16 protein-coding genes and 2 tRNA genes are annotated in these 17,521 nt (G+C 56.0%); all 18 read left to right on the top strand.

Annotated features, from left to right (window positions below; all coding sequences use genetic code 11):
- Positions 1–14: 14 nt before the first annotated feature.
- The 18 genes from xerD to P0119_08895 all read left to right on the top strand — a co-directional run bounded on the left by xerD (position 15) and on the right by P0119_08895 (position 17,416).
- Positions 15–971, top strand: a complete 957-nt coding sequence (gene xerD, locus P0119_08980; GenBank protein MDF0666193.1) for a site-specific tyrosine recombinase XerD — start codon at positions 15–17, stop codon at positions 969–971.
- A 107-nt stretch (positions 972–1,078) separates the two neighbouring features.
- Positions 1,079–1,154, top strand: a tRNA-Val gene (locus P0119_08975).
- Between the two features lie 133 nt (positions 1,155–1,287).
- A tRNA-Asp gene (locus P0119_08970) sits at positions 1,288–1,365 on the top strand.
- Between the two features lie 73 nt (positions 1,366–1,438).
- Entirely contained in the window at positions 1,439–2,140 is a 702-nt protein-coding gene (locus P0119_08965; GenBank protein ID MDF0666192.1) for a MotA/TolQ/ExbB proton channel family protein, read from the top strand.
- A complete protein-coding gene (locus tag P0119_08960) occupies positions 2,137–2,580 on the top strand; it encodes a biopolymer transporter ExbD (GenBank protein MDF0666191.1) in 444 nt (147 codons plus the stop codon). Before P0119_08965 ends, P0119_08960 begins: the two co-directional genes overlap by 4 nt.
- 13 nt (positions 2,581–2,593) lie before the next feature.
- Complete coding sequence (locus tag P0119_08955) at positions 2,594–3,703, top strand: TonB family protein (protein MDF0666190.1); 1,110 nt, start codon at positions 2,594–2,596, stop codon at positions 3,701–3,703.
- 3 nt (positions 3,704–3,706) lie between these two features.
- A complete protein-coding gene (tolB, locus tag P0119_08950) occupies positions 3,707–5,047 on the top strand; it encodes a Tol-Pal system beta propeller repeat protein TolB (protein ID MDF0666189.1) in 1,341 nt (446 codons plus the stop codon).
- Positions 5,048–5,125: 78 nt separating this feature from the next.
- The gene (gene pal, locus P0119_08945; GenBank protein ID MDF0666188.1) at positions 5,126–5,851 is read left to right on the top strand and encodes a peptidoglycan-associated lipoprotein Pal; all 726 of its coding nucleotides are present in this window, start codon (positions 5,126–5,128) and stop codon (positions 5,849–5,851) included.
- Between the two features lie 64 nt (positions 5,852–5,915).
- On the top strand, positions 5,916–7,316 hold the full coding sequence (gene ybgF, locus P0119_08940; GenBank protein ID MDF0666187.1) for a tol-pal system protein YbgF: 1,401 nt from the start codon (positions 5,916–5,918) through the stop codon (positions 7,314–7,316).
- Between the two features lie 4 nt (positions 7,317–7,320).
- Positions 7,321–8,082, top strand: coding sequence for a tol-pal system protein YbgF (gene ybgF / locus P0119_08935; protein ID MDF0666186.1), 762 nt, complete (start codon positions 7,321–7,323; stop codon positions 8,080–8,082).
- Positions 8,083–8,145: 63 nt separating this feature from the next.
- Positions 8,146–9,918 carry a DNA mismatch repair endonuclease MutL gene (gene mutL, locus P0119_08930; protein MDF0666185.1) on the top strand — a complete coding sequence of 591 codons (1,773 nt, stop codon included), beginning with the start codon at positions 8,146–8,148 and terminating at the stop codon, positions 9,916–9,918.
- Between the two features lie 91 nt (positions 9,919–10,009).
- A complete protein-coding gene (gene miaA / locus P0119_08925; GenBank protein ID MDF0666184.1) occupies positions 10,010–11,011 on the top strand; it encodes a tRNA (adenosine(37)-N6)-dimethylallyltransferase MiaA in 1,002 nt (333 codons plus the stop codon).
- A gap of 12 nt (positions 11,012–11,023) precedes the next feature.
- A complete protein-coding gene (mtnP, locus tag P0119_08920; protein MDF0666183.1) occupies positions 11,024–11,923 on the top strand; it encodes an S-methyl-5'-thioadenosine phosphorylase in 900 nt (299 codons plus the stop codon).
- A gap of 2 nt (positions 11,924–11,925) precedes the next feature.
- Positions 11,926–12,840 carry a PfkB family carbohydrate kinase gene (locus tag P0119_08915; protein ID MDF0666182.1) on the top strand — a complete coding sequence of 305 codons (915 nt, stop codon included), beginning with the start codon at positions 11,926–11,928 and terminating at the stop codon, positions 12,838–12,840.
- Positions 12,837–13,517 carry a tetratricopeptide repeat protein gene (locus P0119_08910; protein ID MDF0666181.1) on the top strand — a complete coding sequence of 227 codons (681 nt, stop codon included), beginning with the start codon at positions 12,837–12,839 and terminating at the stop codon, positions 13,515–13,517. The genes P0119_08915 and P0119_08910 overlap by 4 nt, the downstream gene beginning before the upstream one ends.
- Before the next feature lie 7 nt (positions 13,518–13,524).
- Complete coding sequence (locus tag P0119_08905) at positions 13,525–14,451, top strand: DUF4115 domain-containing protein (protein MDF0666180.1); 927 nt, start codon at positions 13,525–13,527, stop codon at positions 14,449–14,451.
- 354 nt (positions 14,452–14,805) lie between these two features.
- Positions 14,806–15,252 (top strand): c-type cytochrome, encoded by a 447-nt coding sequence (locus P0119_08900; protein ID MDF0666179.1) that lies wholly within the window; start codon positions 14,806–14,808, stop codon positions 15,250–15,252.
- Between the two features lie 325 nt (positions 15,253–15,577).
- Positions 15,578–17,416: a hypothetical protein gene (locus P0119_08895; GenBank protein MDF0666178.1), complete on the top strand. Its 1,839-nt coding sequence runs from the start codon at positions 15,578–15,580 to the stop codon at positions 17,414–17,416.
- Positions 17,417–17,521 lie beyond the last annotated feature (105 nt).

Here is a 17,521-nt window from a genome sequence, read left to right as displayed (position 1 = left end):
CTCATCCGACGGCCATGGCTGAACCAACGGTAGCATTGCTGGACCCGCTTCTCGAACGGTATCTCAGCGAGCTGCGGATTGAAGGCGGGCTGGCGACCAATACGATCGAGTCCTATCGGCGCGACCTTTTTAGGTTGCAGCGATACTTGAGGAAGCATCAGCTCAGTATAGGAGACTCCGTTCCACCGCACACGATACGATCCTTTCTCGCATCGCTCAAGCAGGAGGCCCTCGCGGCCTCATCGATTGCCCGCCTAGTCTCGGCGATGCGAGGGTGGTATCGCTTTCTGGTTCGAGAAAACCTCCTGGAGACGAGCCCGCTCCGTGACATGACGGCGGTTCGTCGACCGGTCCGATTTCCGAAGACGCTGACGCATCAAGAAGTGACGGCGTTGCTGGAACTACCGGCTCGCGATCGCGCCGAGGATCAACGCGACCGTGTGATGCTGGAATTGCTGTATGCGGCTGGTCTTCGAGTGTCGGAGCTTGTCGGGCTTACCCTGTCGCAGATCGACGTGAATCTGGGCTGTGTACGAGTTGTGGGAAAAGGTGCCAAGGAGCGAATCGTCCCGATCGGACAGACTGCGGGCAAGATGTTGGTGGATTACTTGGAACGTGTAAGACCGACTCTACTCAAACAGCGATCATCCCGCGTCCTGTTCATCAGCCGGCGAGGACGAGGACTCACCAGACAGGGATTTTGGAAGCTGCTGCTGCACCGAGCACGACGTGCCGGTATTTCCAAGCCGATCTCGCCGCACATGTTGCGGCATTCTTTTGCCACGCATCTGCTGGAAGGCGGGGCCGATCTACGAGTCGTTCAATCCATGTTGGGGCATGCAGATATCGCGACGACTCAAATCTATACGCATGTGGAAAGCAGCCGACTGAAACAAATCCATCGCCGATATTTCCCACGGCAGCCCGGCCGGCGGCGGACCCGTGTGGAAAATTCGATGAAGCAGCCATAGCGTCCATAGTTAGGAACTGGGATATTGTGGAACCGGACGACAGCGCGCAAACACGTTGACAAGGAAGCACGGACTTGATAGGCTCCGCAGAGGTTGCTAAGAAAATCGGGCGGATAGCTCAGTTGGGAGAGCGCTGCCCTTACAAGGCAGAGGTCACAGGTTCAATCCCTGTTCCGCCTACCACTCGGAGATATTTGGTACGCAGAGACAGGAAGTGAGCTTGCCGGGCGGAGAGCCTGTTCCTACACGCGGGAATTGATCGGCGACCAACGATTTCGTCTTATCGTGCTGCTGTTCTGCCAGTGATAGGTTTTGCGGGGCCGTCGTTCAGCCTGGTTAGGACGCCAGATTGTCAATCTGGAGGTCGCGGGTTCAAATCCCGTCGGCCCCGCCATTATCTTCAGAGTTTGGTACACTCCACTTTGCCAAGAAATTATGCGCGCTGAGGAGGGAGAGTAAAGACTCGTATGTTTCAAACCGGCCCACTAGGAGTCGTTCTGTCGCTCGGGATCGTGTCCAAGGTGGTTCTCTTGCTCCTGGTCTGCTTTTCGATCACGTCATGGGCCATCATCTTCTACAAATTGGCCGTATTTCGCACCGCTGATGCAAAAGATCGTCATTTCATGACCCTGTTGCTGCGGGCCAGAGATGTGGAGGAAGTCACTCGGCATGCGCAGCAGACGATTGGGAGTCCCTGCGCGAAGATTTTTCATGCCGTGATTCAACGGATCGGCTACATTCCCACCGAGGTGAATGAAAACGGTTCCGTCGCGTATGATCGACATGTGATGGAGCGGACGGCGGCCCATCTTGCTCAAGGTCAGATCGCCAAGCTGGAATCGTTTCTCCCGTTTCTTGCGACGACCGGAAATATCTGTCCGTTCGTGGGCCTCTTGGGAACGGTGATGGGTATTATCGACTCATTCCGGGAAATCGGCACACAAGGCACAGCCAGCATTGCGGCTGTGGCTCCCGGCGTCTCCGAAGCCTTGATCGCGACCGCAGCCGGATTGTTTGCCGCGATTCCTGCCGTGGTCGCCTATAATTATTTTCTCGTACGTATCAGACGCGCCGCAATGCACATGGATTCGGTCGTGGTGGAGCTCCTCGCTTTGATTCCAGCCCAAACGAGACCTATCGCTCCGGTTCCCGTTGGAGTGAAGGGATGATCTTTGAGACGAGGCAGCGTCGATTTTTAGCGGAGATCAACGTGATTCCGCTCGTGGACGTTGTGCTGGTGCTCCTGGTGATTTTTATGGTCACGGCACCGATGCTCTATCGAGGCATGGACATCACGTTGCCGGCTTCAGCGTCGAACACGATCAAGCCCGAGATTCGGGCGGTGTTGACGATCGAAAAGGATCAACGTCTGTATCTCGACAAAGATCAGGTAAGCGTGGCTCAGCTGGAGCGAAGGCTGCGCGTGATGAAGGAAGAGCATGCCGATGTCTCATTGTATTTACGCGCCGACCGCGACGTGCCATATGGAATTGTGGTTCAGGTGATGGATGGAGTCAAAAAGGCAGGCATCGAAAAACTCGGTATGGTGACTGATCCCACCGGACCTGAACGCGTCAGTGAGGATACGCCATCCCAACCCAACCAGTAGGATAAGGTCCACAGTGCAGGCTTGGGCATCGGCCGGCATGGTCTCGGATGATGAATGGCAGGCGACGCTGACTCGCCGCTTAGGTTTTGCCGTCGTCGTCTCTCTGGTGCTGCATGTCGGCATGCTGGCGATGGTGGGCTGGGTTCGCCTGCCACGACATGGCGAACGACCCCTGGCGTCCATTGAGATTTCCCTCGCAAGTCTGCCGACGCTTCCTGAGAAGGCTGTTGAACCGCCGAAAAGTCAGACGAGTAAAAAAGAGGTTGAACCACCTAAGCCGGTACGACAGACTAAACCTAACGAGCAATCCAGAGCCGTCGCCAAAGCCATCGAGCAACCCAAGCCCATCGAGCACCCTAAACCTGTTGATAAACCCAAATCGGTTCCTCCCGTGAAAATGGCGCCTGTGTCTCCTCCTCCCGTGACGGCCGCACCCCCTCCTCCTCCGGTCGCTCCAGCAAAATCGTCGAATGATCTCATGCGCGATATCATGAAAGATATTGAGTTGCCTCCGGATGCCCCGAAGCGCGGCGACATCAGTCCGGAGGACAGGCCAAGGAAATCGCCGGTGATCAAGCTGCCCGATGTACCAGTCCTCACGGAAACCAAGGAAACACCCCCCAAGAGGCTGGTTGCCTCCGCTCAGCCCTCCTCTCTGACCGAAGATGTGGCGAAGGAACTGGATGAGGAACTGAAGAAAATCAAAAAACTTGAGGTGCCCAAAGCAGCGCCCCCGGTGGAAATATCGTCAAAACCTGCCCCTCAAGTCGAAGCAAAGGTCCAGAACGTCAAGGCCGTCGATACCACATTGAAGGTTTCAGGGATGACTCAGGGATCCAGCGCGTACCTTGCGCTTGTGCGGCAGCGAATCAGTAATTCCTGGAATGCTCCGCCGATGGATCTGACCGGCCAAGCCTACGTCGTTATCGTACAGTTCAGACTTCATAAGAACGGCTCGGTCACCGGTGTGATGATCGAGCAATCCTCAGGAAACGAGTACTATGATCTAGCCGGGAAACGAGCGGTTCTCAGTGCAAACCCATTGCCTATGTTTCCATCTGATATCGGTGATCCGTATTTGGACGCCCACTTCACTTTTACGGTCGGAGAGCCGCAAGGATAAACCATGACCTTCCGAGCTGTGGTGTTTGTGATTCTGTGTGTGTCCATCGGCGTCGCTTGGATCATTGAATCCGGTGCCGCCGACGTCTTTCTTGAAGCAACTAGACCGGATTTTCAGAAGATTCCACTAGGGATCGTCGCGATTGAAAACGTGGGTGGATTGGAATCACCCGAGGGACGTGTGAAGCTGGGTACGCGTATCGAAGAAGTACTCAAGGCGGATGTGCGACGCTCGCAGGTCTTCGCACTTGTCGATTTGCCGAGTCTTGGCGTCAAGGTCGCTCAGCTCGGGGCAGAGCCTGATGCTTCTTTCAAACAAGCCGCCGAGAACGGGGTATCAGTCATTGTCTGGGGTAAGGCGGGAATCAAGAATGGTAGCAAGGACGCCGATCTCAGTATGGATGGGTACGTGTATGATACGGGCAGCAACGAAGTCGTGGGAGGGAAGCGATATGTCGGCTCGACATCGGTGGTCCGCCTCATGGCCCATCGTTTTGCCGATGAGTTGGTCTTTCGCTATACGGGAGAACCGGGAATCGCCCGGACGAAGATCGCCTATGTCTCGGAGCTGGGAACGGCTCGCGAGTTATTCGTGATGGATTACGATGGATACGAGCCTCGTCAGTTGACTGCCGACGGGTTCTTGAACCTGATGCCTCGTTGGTCGCCGGACCGACGGTTTTTAGTTTTCACGACGTACCGTAATCGGAACACGCAGGATATCGACATGATCGAGCTTGCCACAGGAAAACGGTGGACACTCGTCGCGCAAGGAGGGTTGAACATCACTCCGGTTTTCTCTCCCGATGGGAATGCGCTGGCCTACGCCTCAAGCCATGAAGGAAACGCCGAGTTATATCGTTTGGATACCCGTACGAAAGCCGTTCAGAGACTCACCACGAATGCGGCCGGGGACTTATCTCCCTCGTGGTCTCCCTCGGGGCGCGAGATTGCATTTACGTCCGATCGAGGCGGCGGACCACAAATTTTCCTTATGAGCGCGGATGGATCCAACGTGCGTCGCTTGACGTTCGATGGAGACTACAACGCGGCGCCGGCCTGGTCTCCTCGAGGAAATTGGATCGCCTACGTGTGCAGGACTTCCAAGAAAGAGTACAAACTGTGTGTGATCACCCCCGATGGCCAGAAACATCTTCAATTAACCACAGGACTGGGAGTGGATGATTCTCCGTCCTGGTCTCCGGATGGTCGGCATCTAGTCTTCAGCTCGACGGTGGACGGGAAGAGTCAGATCTACATGATCAATGCGGACGGTAAAGATCTCGAGCGCATTACATTTATCGGAACTCACAATAGCGCACCGTCCTGGTCTCCGGCATCGTAAATATCCAGGAAGGCATTGACGGCAATCGTCCTTCGCTGTAAGAAAAAGGACGATATTTCATAGGAGGAAAGGAAGCTAATGAAAACGTCGCCAGCCAGCTGCTTGCCGTTGATTCTTGGTATCATCGTGCTGGGAATTCCAGCCTGCTCGAAGAAGGCGGTCCGATCAGGAGGAGATACCCAGGCTTTGCAGGAAGAGATGGCCAGAGGAGAGATGGCTAAGGGGGGGGCCAAAGAAGGAACCAGTTCAAGTTTTCCCGATACGTCGTTCTCTGGGCGTGAGGATGCGAATAGCCTACGAGGGTTGGATCGCAATCCTTCCGAAGAGCGGTTAGCGGGAAATGGCGGCAATGGAGGTAGTCAAGGCGGTGCCGGCCGCTCTAACGGGGTGATCGCAAAAGCAGATTCCGGCGCGGCCGCTCGCCAGTTGGCTGAAATTCGTGCGGAGCAGGTGGCGTCCGTGGCGGCTGGACTTCGGGATGTCTTTTTCGCGTACGATAGCTTTTCGATCACCGATGAGGGACGCCATGCCCTTTCCGGCAATGCGGAATGGGCCAGATCGAATCCGTACGCACAGCTGAAAATCGAAGGACATTGTGACGAGCGGGGCACCTCAGCCTATAATTTGGTGCTGGGTGAAAAGCGCGCGAAGGCTGTTCGGAATTATCTCGTTGAACTGGGGGTGGTCCCCACTCATTTGTCGGTCGTTTCCTACGGCAAAGAACGGCCGTTCTGCACGGAACATACGGAATCTTGCTACTCGCAGAATCGCCGTGGACATCTCGTTGTCAAGACAGGGAAGTAATGCGATGGCAGAGCCGTTCGCCTGAACGAGCCCCGATTGTCGGTGGTCGTTCGGAGCTCAGGACATGACGCCTCAACTACGAACAAGATATGGGATGCTTCTCGGCCTAGCTGTGGGCGGTCTCCTTTTGCCGGGGTGTGTCGCGCAGCAGTCCGATCTGAAAAAAGCCGAAAAAGATCTTCAGCAACAGCTGTCTCAGACCAGGGCCAGGCAGAACCAGGAAATTTCGACCTTACGCGAACATGAATTGCCGCAGCTGCGAGGGGAGCTCGACAAGGCTCTGCACCAGGCACGAGAGCTCCAGAGCAAACAGGAAGATTTTAAGCATCGGTCAGCCCAGTTGGAGCAGCAGACAAAAAAACTGGAACAGTTGGCAGCCAAGCTGGAATCCGACAGCAGCACGCGTTATCTGTGGATGCAGAAGAGCTTCGAGACGCAGGACGCGAAGGTATCGGCTCGGCTGGACGAGCTCTCGAAGGCCATGGAGACGTTGAAAAAAGAGGTCATTGACGTCGTCCAACGCACGAACGAGGGGTTGGCAAAACGCGTCGATGTCAAGCTGGAAGGGCACCAAAAGGAATTGACGGAGCACCAGAATAAGATCGAGCAGAGCTCCCAAAAGTTCACCCAGTTCAATCAGGCGCTGACGGGGTTTCGGGAGGCGCTGACCGGTCTGAATGATCGCGTGGGCGAGCACGAGCAAACCGCGAAGCAGCTCACATCGAGAATCGACGCCGATTCAAAAATAAGGGTGACCCATGCGGAGGAAGTCAACCGAAGCGTGATGTCCATCACGAAGGCGCTTGAAGCGGTCGGGAAAAAAGCTACGGCTCGCCTTGACGAGCAGGATAGTCGAATCGATGCCTTGGCGAAAAGTCTTGAGCAGGTATCAAATAGGTCCGCTCCTCTCCAACAGGTTCACAAACCGGTGCAACAGTCTGCTGTGGGGTCGAATGAGTCCATGCCGGATGGGGGGGAGGCCTCAAGGCTGTCCGTTGGGCCGGAGACGACGGGAGGCGCGACAACGATCGTTCCTCCCCAAGAATCACCGAAATTTGAACCGGTTCAGGCCAGTGCCGATCCGCCTGATCGGGTTCGCTATGAGCAGGTGTTAGGCTTGTTTCGAGACGGGGATTTGGAAGGCGCTCGGCAGGGATTTGCCGGATTTCTGGATGACTATCCAAACTCTACCCTCGCGCCGAATGCTCGCTTTTGGTTGGGGGAGTCGCACTTCGGTAAGAAAGAGTTCCAGAGAGCGATCGATGCCTACGATAAAGTGGAGATCGACTATCCCGGCAGCGAAAAGGTGCCTGCTGCAATCTTAAGAAAAGGATATGCGTACTTGGCGCTAAAAGATAGGAAGCGAGCGTCGTCCGCCTTTAAGCAAGTAGTCACCCTCTACCCGAAAACTGCTGAGGCAGGAAAAGCCTCGGACAAACTGGCTCAACTCAAGGAGGTGCGGTAACACTATGTGTGTCCGTACACTCGTGTCCGGTTCTGCAGTCTGGGGATTGTTGGCATCGACAATCCTGTTAGTTGGCTGTGCCAAGCATGCCGATTTTCTGGAAATGCGCCATCAGCTTTCGACTGTCTCGCGAACGCAAGACCAGGATCACCAACGGGTGGATGCCGCGATGCGACGATTGGATGCCGTAGAGCGGAGCAAGGATGCGGATTCTGCGAAACCGCGATTCGATGACCTGACGGCACGCTTTCAAAAACTTGAAAGCCGGTTGGCAAAGCTGGAAGAGGCTGCCGGTCAGGCATCCGCCAAGCCGGATTCGTCGATAGAGTCTCGTGCTTCGAGGCCTGTCAAACAGACTCAATCGGTAGAGCCGACGGTGGCGGTATCCGGGATCACGCCGACGTCCGCTTTCAATCTGGCATATAATGATTATCTCAGCGGGAAATACGAGCTTGCGGTCGCAGGGTTCCAACGGTTCATCAAGGATTTTCCCGGGACGTCTCTGACTCCGAACGCTCAATATTGGCTGGGAGAATCGTATTACAACTTGAAAGACTATGGGCGGGCCATCCAAACCTTCGACTCTCTCGTGACGGAATATCCAGGAAACGAAAAGGTCCCCGCGGCGCTGTATAAGCTTGGTCTGGCGACGGCCGAGACCGGCGATCTCGGTAGGTCGAGAAAGAATCTGAAGCGAGTGCTTGAAGAGTTCCCTTCATCGGACGAATCGAAGTTGGCAAGGTATAAGTTGGCCGAAATCCGATGATCGTCGCCTTGGCGCGACGCCCCGCCCCATCACCGCCTTCTCGCTCATGAGGAGCATCGTGCCGTGCTGAGAGCCGACGGCAGTGGCAAGATCTGTACTCTTCCGGAAGAGGTCATCGCCCGCATTGCAGCGGGAGAGGTGGTCGAACGTCCGGCGACGGTTGTCAAAGAGCTCATCGAGAACAGTCTCGATGCGGGGAGTCGGTGCATCACGATCGATGTGAGGGACGGAGGGCTTGTCTTGATTCGGGTGAGCGATGACGGGGAGGGCATGAGTCGGGAAGATGCCCCGTGCGCTTTTCAGCGGCATGCCACGAGCAAGCTCCGGTCCGATCTGGATCTCTGGTCTATCCGAACGATGGGTTTTCGTGGCGAAGCCTTGCCGAGCATCGCCGCTGTCGCCCATGTTCGGTTGATGACGGCGACTCGTTTCGCCGAAGTAGGGACCGAGCTGGAAGTCGTCGGGGGAGCGGTCGAGAGAATCGCCGAAGCTCCTCCGATCACGGGAACACGTATCGAGGTTGCAGAGCTGTTCCACAATCAGCCGGCCCGGAAGAAGTTCCTGAAGTCGACCCTCACGGAGTTCTTGCATGTCAGCCGGGTCGTACAGCAGACATCGCTCGCCTGGCCGTCAGTCCATTTTCGTTTGACGCACAATGGCGAGGAGATCTTCAATTACCCGTCTGCGCTGTCGGAGGATGATCGGATCGCCCAGGTCTATCGACGCACCTTTCTCGACCAATGTCTTCGGATCAAGGGCTCGCTCTCTGGAGCCTGTGTCAGGGGGTACATCGTCGATGCGGTTCATGCAAAATCCGCTCGCATACCGCAAGAGTTGTTCGTGAACCGTCGCCCTGTGCGCAACGCCGCAATCTCTCATGCCGTTGGGGAAGGGTATAGTTCATTCCTCGCCAAGGGGAGCCAACCGCGATTCGTGTTGTTTCTGGAAATTGATCCGGACCGCCTCGATGTCAATGTCCATCCGACCAAGCGGGAAGTGAGATTTTCGGACAATGAGCTGATCCACCAACTCGTACGGCGTGCGGTGCGCCAAGCCTTGAGTGGTGGGAAGGCGGATGAACCTGGAAAGACTCCGCTCATAGAACCTTCCGTGCAACGGACCTTGGATTCCCCCGTGACAACTCTTCCCGCGGCTGAATCCGTTGAAGCGGAATCGGCCACCCTACAGCCCGGTTCTAAAACTCAATTGCCGTTGGTGAGCGACGCGGCGGAGCCCTATGTTCAAGTGCCTTCAGCTGAGGTAACTGCGCTGGGGCAGATCAATCGGACATTCCTTATCGCTCAAGTCGGGGGAGATTTGACGGTGATTGATCAACACACGGCTCACGAGCGGGTCCTGTTTGAACGACTGTATCGAGCATGGACGACCCGTGGTATCCAGGCCCAGCCTCTGTTGATTCCCGATCCGGTGGAACTGTCGCCACCTCAGGCGGCCTTGCTTCAACGTTACCAAAATGATCTGCAGCAATTGGGGATGGAAATAGAACCATTTGGCTCCTCAACCGTCTTGATCAGAGCGATTCCGGTCGGTCTGGGCAAGATCGATCCGACCACGTTCTTGCAGGATCTCCTGGAGGACCTTACACAGTGGGACAGTGCGTCTAGTGTGGAGGCACGAGTGCGGTCGGTCCTGGCATCGTTGGCGTGTCATGGCGCGGTTCGGGCCGGCAGATCGATGAAACCGGATGAAATCAAAGCTCTGGTTGAGGAATGGCGCACCGAAGGGGAGATCACAACCTGTCCGCACGGGCGGAGAACGTCGTTCCGACTCGGCATCACAGACCTGGAGAAAATGTTCGGACGAGTCGGCTGGTAGCTGATGGTTCAGGTGGAGGCGATGGATATTCGATGGAGAGATGTGGTCTCGGCAGATAGGCAGAGTATCGGCTCGGCGGCGTTCGCGTGACATGCGATCAGATCAGTTACTCCACTACCGTCCCCTCGTCGCGCTGCTCGGTCCGACGGCCGTCGGTAAGAGTGGGATTGCAATACACGTGGCCAAATACTTTGAGACGGAGGTGCTGGCGGCGGATTCCCGTCAAGTGTATCGCGGGATGGACATTGGAACGGATAAGCCAACCACCGAGGAGCGTCAGGCGGTGCCGCACCGACTCATCGACTTGGTCGACCCCAGCGAAACGTTTAATGCGGGTTGGTATCGGCGGGTCGCGGTGGGGGAAATCGAACGCTTATACAGTGAAGGCCGGTTGCCTTTCGTGGTGGGGGGAACGGGGTTGTATATCCGAACCTTGCTGAGAGGGTTGTGTCCAGCGCCCCAGGCCGATCCCCACGTGAGGGCAGACCTCACGAAATCGAGAGACGAGTGGGGGCGAACTGGTCTCTACGCCGAGCTGATGCGCGTTGATCCTGAAACGGCAGCACGGTTACATCCGAATGATGAATCCAAGGTCATGCGGGCGTTAGAAGTCTTTCGGCTATCCGGGCGTCCACTGTCGACCATGCAAGCCGAACACGGGTTTCACGAGACTCCGTTTTCCGCTCTTCTGATAGGCCTTGAGCGAAGGAAAGAGACCCTGTATCGAAGGATTGAAGAACGAATCGATTGGCAGCTGACTCATGGGATGGTAGAAGAGACTCGATTATTGCTTGGCCGGGGATACGGGCGCGAGCTCGGTTCGATGAAAGGTCTCGGCTATCGCCAGATCGGAGCTCATTTGGCGAATGAGTGTGATTACGCCGAAATGGTGCGTCGGTTCAAGCGCGACACGAGACGTTTTGCGAAACGGCAGATGACTTGGTTTCGAAGTGAAGCGGGAGTTGTGTGGCTGTCGATCGAGGACAGCGAGCCGTACGAGCGGACGGCGGAACGAGTAATCACACTCATCGACCAATTTGTGGGGGATCTTGGACAACAGAAACAGCCTGCGGCGTTGCTGCCGGTCTCTTAGGAAAGGATCTGCATGAAGAGAAAAAGACAAGATGGGCGGGTGACCGTCGGGGTGATCGGGGGAAGCGGGCTGTATGATATTGAAGGGCTCACTTCCGCTCGGTCCATCCGAGTCCGTACACCCTTCGGGGCTCCTTCCGATGCGATCACCGTGGGCTTGCTCGATGGAATTCGAGTCGCATTTCTTTCGCGGCATGGGCGGGGGCATGGGTTGAATCCGAGCGGGATCAACTACCGCGCGAACATTTTTGCGCTCAAGTCTCTGGGAGTGTCTCATGTGATTTCGATCAGCGCGGTCGGCAGCATGAAGGAATCGATTCACCCGGGCGACGTCGTTGTCCCTGACCAGTTCATCGACCTCACAAAGCGGCGCGTCTCGACATTTTTTGACAACGGAGTCGTGGCGCATGTCGCCTTCGGCGAGCCGATTTGTGCCGAACTCGGACAGGCGCTTCTGGCGGCTGGAGAAAGGGTCGGCGCCAAATTGCATCGCAGCGGGACCTACCTCTGCATGGAGGGGCCGCAGTTTTCGACGAAAGCGGAATCACGACTCTACCGGCAATGGGGCGTCGATGTGATCGGCATGACCAACATGCCGGAAGCAAAGCTGGCGCGTGAGGCGGAGCTCTGTTACGCGACCTTGGCGCTGGTGACCGATTACGATTGCTGGCATGAAACGGAAGAGGCGGTCACGGTGGAAGCGGTATTGGGGACGCTTCATCGGAACGTGGCTCTAGCCAAACAGATACTCCGCCTGGTGGTGCCGTCCTTCGTCGATCCGAGAGACTGCCCCTGCCATCGGGCGTTGGACAATGCCATTCTGACGGTGCCGAACCGAATCCCTACAGCGGTTCGGAAGAAGCTCGCCGTGCTGATTGACCGTGCGCTGGCACTGAAGAAAGGAGTCCATTAGTCATGGGGAAACTGTTGGTCGTGGGATCGGTTGCACTCGATACGGTCAAAACTCCTTTCGGCGAAGGAACCGAGATTCTTGGAGGGTCGGCCACGTATTTCTCAACGGCGGCCAGCTTCTTCACGTCAGTCGCACTCATTGCCGTGGTTGGAGAGGATTTCCCCCACCAGCATATCGCGTTTCTCAAAAGCCGTGGGATTGATCTTACCGGTCTGGAACGCCGCCCAGGAGCGACCTTTCGCTGGAAGGGGGAATACACGCACCAGTTAAACGAAGCCCATACCTTGGATACGCAGCTCAATGTGTTCGAAACCTTTCGCCCTCAGATCCCGGAAGCCTATCGTGCCCCGGACGTGCTGTTCCTGGGCAACATCCATCCGGAGCTTCAGCTCGATGTCCTGTACAAGGTGGAACGGCCAGCATTGGTAGCCTGTGACACGATGAATTTCTGGATCAACGGCCAGCGCGAGGCGCTTTGGAAGGTGTTGGAGAAGGTGGATATTCTGATCATCAACGACGGCGAGGCGCGCGCACTCGGACAAGATTCTAATCTGGTGAAGGTGGCGAAACTCGTGCTTTCACGAGGACCCAAGCATCTCATCGTCAAGCGGGGCGAGTATGGCGTGCTCATGTTCAACGAAAAGCAGATTTTCGGCGCACCGGCTTTTCCGCTCGAAGACGTCCGCGATCCGACCGGTGCCGGAGATACTTTCGCCGGGGGATTTCTGGGCTACTTGGCGGCGACAGGTAACCGGTCTCCGGAGGCCATGAGACAGGCCATCATTTTTGGGAGCGTGATGGCGTCATTTACCGTAGAATCCTTTAGTCTTGACCGATTGCGCATCCTGGATTACAAAGAGATTCAGGCTCGGTTCGCCGAGTTTAAACGACTCACGCACTTTGAGGATGTTCAATGACCAGTCGCGATCAATGGTTCCATCGGCGGCGAGACCAGCGTCTCCTGGTGTGTTTAGGACTCATAAGTATGTTGGGAGGCTGTGCGAACGACAAGGAAGTGCTGCAAAAATCGCAAGGGCATTATCAGGAGGGTGTCGCCAGTCTCCCTGGAGATCGCCAAAAGGCTTTTGTCTCATTCCAGAAGTCAGTCCAGTTGAATCCGGCCAATAAGGAGGCACGATACGCACTGGGACATGTGTATGCGCTGCAGGGCAAGTTGTCCAGTGCAGAAGAGCAATTCCGCGCGGCGATCAAAATCGATGAAACCTATTCTGAAGCGCATACGTATTTGGGGCAAGTTCTAGCCAATCAGGATCGGTGGGACGAGGCGATCCAGTCCTATCGGCAGGCCCTGGCGAATCCCCTCTATCCGACGCCGGACTTGGCTCGATATCATCTCGGTCGCGCACTGGCACACCAGGGCGATCTTCACGGTTCCATGGAGGCGCTGGAAGATGCGGCGTCGGCAAGCCCTCCAAGTGTTCCGCCCGCAATGACTCATCTTGAGCTTGGTCGGGTGTATTATAAATTGGGTTATACGAACAGAGCGCGGGAAACGTTGAAGAAGGTGGCTACCTTGGATAAAGGTGGAGAGCTGGCGGGAGCGGCAGCGGAACTCTTGGCGCGATTGAAGTAGGAGACTTATGGAGTCGGTCGGCGAATTCTTCAGGCAAGTCCGAGAGACCAAAGGGTTGACCGTTGATGAGGTGGCGTCGAAAACCCGCATTCGCACGGATTTCGTTAAGGCGCTCGAGGATGGTAATTTTGCCAAGTTACCCGACCAAGTCTTCGCCAAGGGGTTTGTACGTTCCTATGCCCGATCGCTGGGTTTGGATGAGGAAGATGCGATTCACCGCTTTATCCAATCGGCGGGCTCCTTTTACGAGAAACAGGACGAGCGTGAACGACTCAAGGTGCGACAGATTGAAGAAGACCGCAAGCGTCAGTCCAATCGAAAAGCGGTGACGATTGCCATCAGTCTCGCCGTACTGACGCTGATCTTTCTTCTCAGTCGAGAGCAATCGTCAGTCTTTCGGCGTGGGACTCATGAACAAGGGCCTGCGACGAAACGCGCGACACAAGCGACGAAAGAGGTTCCAGCCTCGGCGGCCCGAGATCCTGAACGTACGGCAGAGGTTCCGAAGCCGACCGAAACACCCGCTGGATCGGCAAGGCCGACCGAGGCCTCACCGAGACAGGAATCTGGTACCCCTGTTGGCACAGCCTCTCGATCAGAGCCGGAAACGGTTTCTACAGCGACGCCGGCCTCTCCCGGCAGTGATGGCCCGTTAGCCGGTATCGGTCTGAACGCAACGGAGCGTTTTGGGGACGGTCAGCTGGTACTGGACTTGGAAGCGACAGAATTGAGCTGGGTCGTCGTGCAGATCGATAACGGGAGTCCTCAGGAGTCGTTGCTACGACCAGGCGAAAAAGCCCATTGGAAAGGACAGGACCAATTCATCTTAACCCTTGGAAACGCCGGAGGAGTGAAGGCCGAGTTAAACGGCAAACCTCAAAAGCCCTTCGGACCAAGTGGAAAAGTTGCCCGGGACATTGTGTTGAAACGATAGGACCACGCCCCTCCCATCACATTCGGTCAATCTGCTCGCCCCTACCTTCCGCTGCTAATCCGATCAAGCGCCGCCTCGTTGGTCCTTTGATTTTTAGATTGTATCGTTGGCAATATAAATGCCGACATTTTCTTGCGTCTTTTTGCGTCGGTGTTGGCATGAGGTTTGATCTCCATTTATTCATGTAGCAAGAAGACGAGATGAGTGATGGAGGCAGGGATGTTTTCTTGACAGGAATTCAGAGGCGTTGGTATAGTTCGTGCGTTTTACTTGGCTCTTGAAAATCATGAAGACAAGTCGGCGGCCTGGAGTGTCATTCAGGCTCAGTGTGTTCAATACAAAGGAGGATGTGTGATGGGGTATCTGTCCAAGCTTTTAGGAGTCACTGCAGCAGTTGTCTTTCTCTCGGTCGCAGTAGTTGGGGCTGAGGAAAAAGATCCTTTGAAGCCTCGTGTTCCGCCCGATCAAGCAGCGGACGCAAAAGCTCTGAAGAATCCGGTCGCTTCCAGCCCGGAGAGTATCGCCAAGGGTAAGGCGTTATACGAAGGAAAGGGCACCTGCTTCAATTGTCATGGCAAGGCCGGGGACGGCCAGGGCGAAGCCGGGAAGATCCTGAACCCAAGCCCGCGGGATTTCACCAATTGCAAGTTCCACAAGAAACGGAAGGACGGCGAGCTTTTCTGGGTTATTAAGAACGGCAGCGCCGGAACGGGCATGGTTTCCTTGATCCCCGCCGCGATCACGGAGGAAGAAGCCTGGACGATCATCAACTATGAACGGAGCTTCTGTAAGGCCGAGTAGTCTCTGAGAAGCTTTCGGTGAGCTGTAAGACAGGGTGGGGAGGCAACTCTCCACCCTCTTTTTTTTGCCGCCGGCACGTCTAGCCCTCTTGTTTGCTTGGATAACCCCGCATATTTCCTCATATCAAGGGGCAAGTGGGCTTTGGATCGCCTAATCCCCCAGTTGGGGGGATCATACAGATAATCGGCTAAATGATGCCTAGGGGGATTGCGCCACAGACATAAAAAAGGGTAGAGTCCGCGCGTCAATCGAGCGTCGCAAGGCAAACTCAAACGAGGTGGCAACCACCAAGAGCCGGCGGTTTTTATAATTAGGAGGAGTGATTATGTACAGCCTATGGCCGTGGGTGAAGTGCCGGGTAGGAGTGGCAACAGTAACGCTTGTGCTTGGGTCAACAGGAATCATTTCCAGTACTGCCACTGACAGAAGTTACGCCGGAGATACCGCCCCACCGCCAGGCGTCGCGGCAGCAGACATCGAATACAACGGTCGCATCACTGTCGGAGGGGAGCCGGTTACGGTAAAGATTGCCACTCCGAACAAGAAGGGTGTAATGACCTTTCCAGGTACGGCTGGCCAACGAATCAATCTTGGTTTCAGCGGTGTCACGCTCACACAGTTCCAGGTGTCGGTCTATGGGCCGGATGGCGGATTGATTGCCAGACAGCCTACTGCAGTCAGGAACTATTATGCGACCATGGGCAATCGGCCACTCTCCTCACAGACACAGGTCTTGACATCGATGACAGCGTACCAATTTACGGCTGATTCAGGGGCGACCATCTCTTCCAGCGAGATGAACGGCAGTAGCGTGGATCTCGTGGAATTGCCGACGACGGGGACCTACACGATTTTCTTCGACCCGCTCAGTACCTATACTGGGAGTTTCACGATCACGGTTTCAAGCGAGCTGGAGGGGAACATCGTCCCTCAGGGCTCGGCGGTGTCGATTGCCATCAGCCGAAGCGGACAGAATGCCCGTTACACGTTTTCGGGTACCAGCGGCCAAGCGGTCAGCTTACAATTGAGTGACGTGACAATCCGGAGCGGGTACGTCTCCATCCTCAAGCCGGATGGAAGTCTCTTGGGTCAGCCCACCTCCTTCGCGCACGCAGGTGCCGTGGCCGATGCGCAAGTCCTTCCGACTTCTGGAACCTATGCGATCCTGATCGATCCGGAACTGAGTTACACCGGCCATGTAAAGCTTGCGCTTTATAATGCTCCGGACCTCGCCGGCACCATCATGACCGATCAAGTGGCGGTGACGCCGACATTGACCGTACCGGGCCAGCGAGCGCTCTACACATTCAACGGGACGGCGGGTCAGTGGGTCAATCTCGGTATCACGGAAGTCTCGATTGCATCGAGCACCGTGTCGATGGTGAAACCGGATGGCAGCAAGTTGGCGTCCACGACGATTGGTCCCAGCGGCGGTAGCCTCGACCCTGCCACGGCATTGCCTGAAACTGGGACGTATACGATCGTGGTGGACCCGGTCAGCAACCACACCGGCAGCATGACACTGTCTCTGTCTTCTCCAGCCACAGGCACGATCGCGATCGATGGAGCACCAGTGCCGGTGAGTCTCAACAAGGCAGGCAAGACGGCTCGGTATACGTTCAACGGTAATGCCGGGCAATGGGTGAGTCTTGGGCTCACGTCCGTGGGGCTTACGTCGAGCTCTATTTCGCTCGTGAGTCCGGACGGCACCACTCTCACCTCCACGGCCGTGGGTACGGCGGGTGGGGCGCTCGAAATCCCAAACCCCTTGCCTACAACCGGTACCTATACCGTCCTCGTCCGTCCAGGCAGTACCTACACTGGTAACATGACGTTGACACTCTCAACGGAGGTATCAGATTCACTGAAGACGAATGCCGCCCCGAGGCAGATTATGATCAGCCGACCCGGCCAGAACGGTCGCTATACGTTTTCCGGCACGGCAAACCAACAGGTTACGATCAAGGTTACCAACAACAAGCTCGGCAACGTGACGGTGAACCTCTACACGCCGAGTGGCGTCTTGCAGGCTGGTGCAACGAGCTCAGCGGCGAGCTTCAACCTGAATTCTGTGACATTGGCCACATCGGACACCTACACGATTACCATCAATCCTGCCATGACTGATACGGGGAGTATTCATTTACAAGTAACCAACCCATAGGAGCGGCGCTTCAGCAGGGAAGAGGTATTGCCTCCGCTGAATGTGGCAGATTGAAAGAGGGTGGAGAGGCAACTCCCCACCCTCTTCTCTTGTCGAGACGCGGCG

It is taken from the genome of Nitrospira sp., assembly GCA_029194665.1.
GTDB lineage: Bacteria > Nitrospirota > Nitrospiria > Nitrospirales > Nitrospiraceae > Nitrospira_D.
Note: the sequence above shows the minus strand (reverse complement) of the source record. Positions and strands in the feature narration are given on the sequence as shown.

Excerpts from the sequence above, each read along its gene's own strand:
- xerD (MDF0666193.1), top strand. The coding sequence starts at position 15 with ATGGCTGAACCAACGGTAGCATTGCTGGACCCGCTTCTCGAACGGTAT.
- P0119_08965 (MDF0666192.1), top strand. The coding sequence starts at position 1,439 with ATGTTTCAAACCGGCCCACTAGGAGTCGTTCTGTCGCTCGGGATCGTG.
- P0119_08960 (MDF0666191.1), top strand. The coding sequence starts at position 2,137 with ATGATCTTTGAGACGAGGCAGCGTCGATTTTTAGCGGAGATCAACGTG.
- tolB (MDF0666189.1), top strand. The coding sequence starts at position 3,707 with ATGACCTTCCGAGCTGTGGTGTTTGTGATTCTGTGTGTGTCCATCGGC.
- pal (MDF0666188.1), top strand. The coding sequence starts at position 5,126 with ATGAAAACGTCGCCAGCCAGCTGCTTGCCGTTGATTCTTGGTATCATC.
- ybgF (MDF0666187.1), top strand. The coding sequence starts at position 5,916 with ATGACGCCTCAACTACGAACAAGATATGGGATGCTTCTCGGCCTAGCT.
- ybgF (MDF0666186.1), top strand. The coding sequence starts at position 7,321 with ATGTGTGTCCGTACACTCGTGTCCGGTTCTGCAGTCTGGGGATTGTTG.
- miaA (MDF0666184.1), top strand. The coding sequence starts at position 10,010 with ATGCGATCAGATCAGTTACTCCACTACCGTCCCCTCGTCGCGCTGCTC.
- mtnP (MDF0666183.1), top strand. The coding sequence starts at position 11,024 with ATGAAGAGAAAAAGACAAGATGGGCGGGTGACCGTCGGGGTGATCGGG.
- P0119_08915 (MDF0666182.1), top strand. The coding sequence starts at position 11,926 with ATGGGGAAACTGTTGGTCGTGGGATCGGTTGCACTCGATACGGTCAAA.
- P0119_08910 (MDF0666181.1), top strand. The coding sequence starts at position 12,837 with ATGACCAGTCGCGATCAATGGTTCCATCGGCGGCGAGACCAGCGTCTC.
- P0119_08905 (MDF0666180.1), top strand. The coding sequence starts at position 13,525 with ATGGAGTCGGTCGGCGAATTCTTCAGGCAAGTCCGAGAGACCAAAGGG.
- P0119_08900 (MDF0666179.1), top strand. The coding sequence starts at position 14,806 with ATGGGGTATCTGTCCAAGCTTTTAGGAGTCACTGCAGCAGTTGTCTTT.
- P0119_08895 (MDF0666178.1), top strand. The coding sequence starts at position 15,578 with ATGTACAGCCTATGGCCGTGGGTGAAGTGCCGGGTAGGAGTGGCAACA.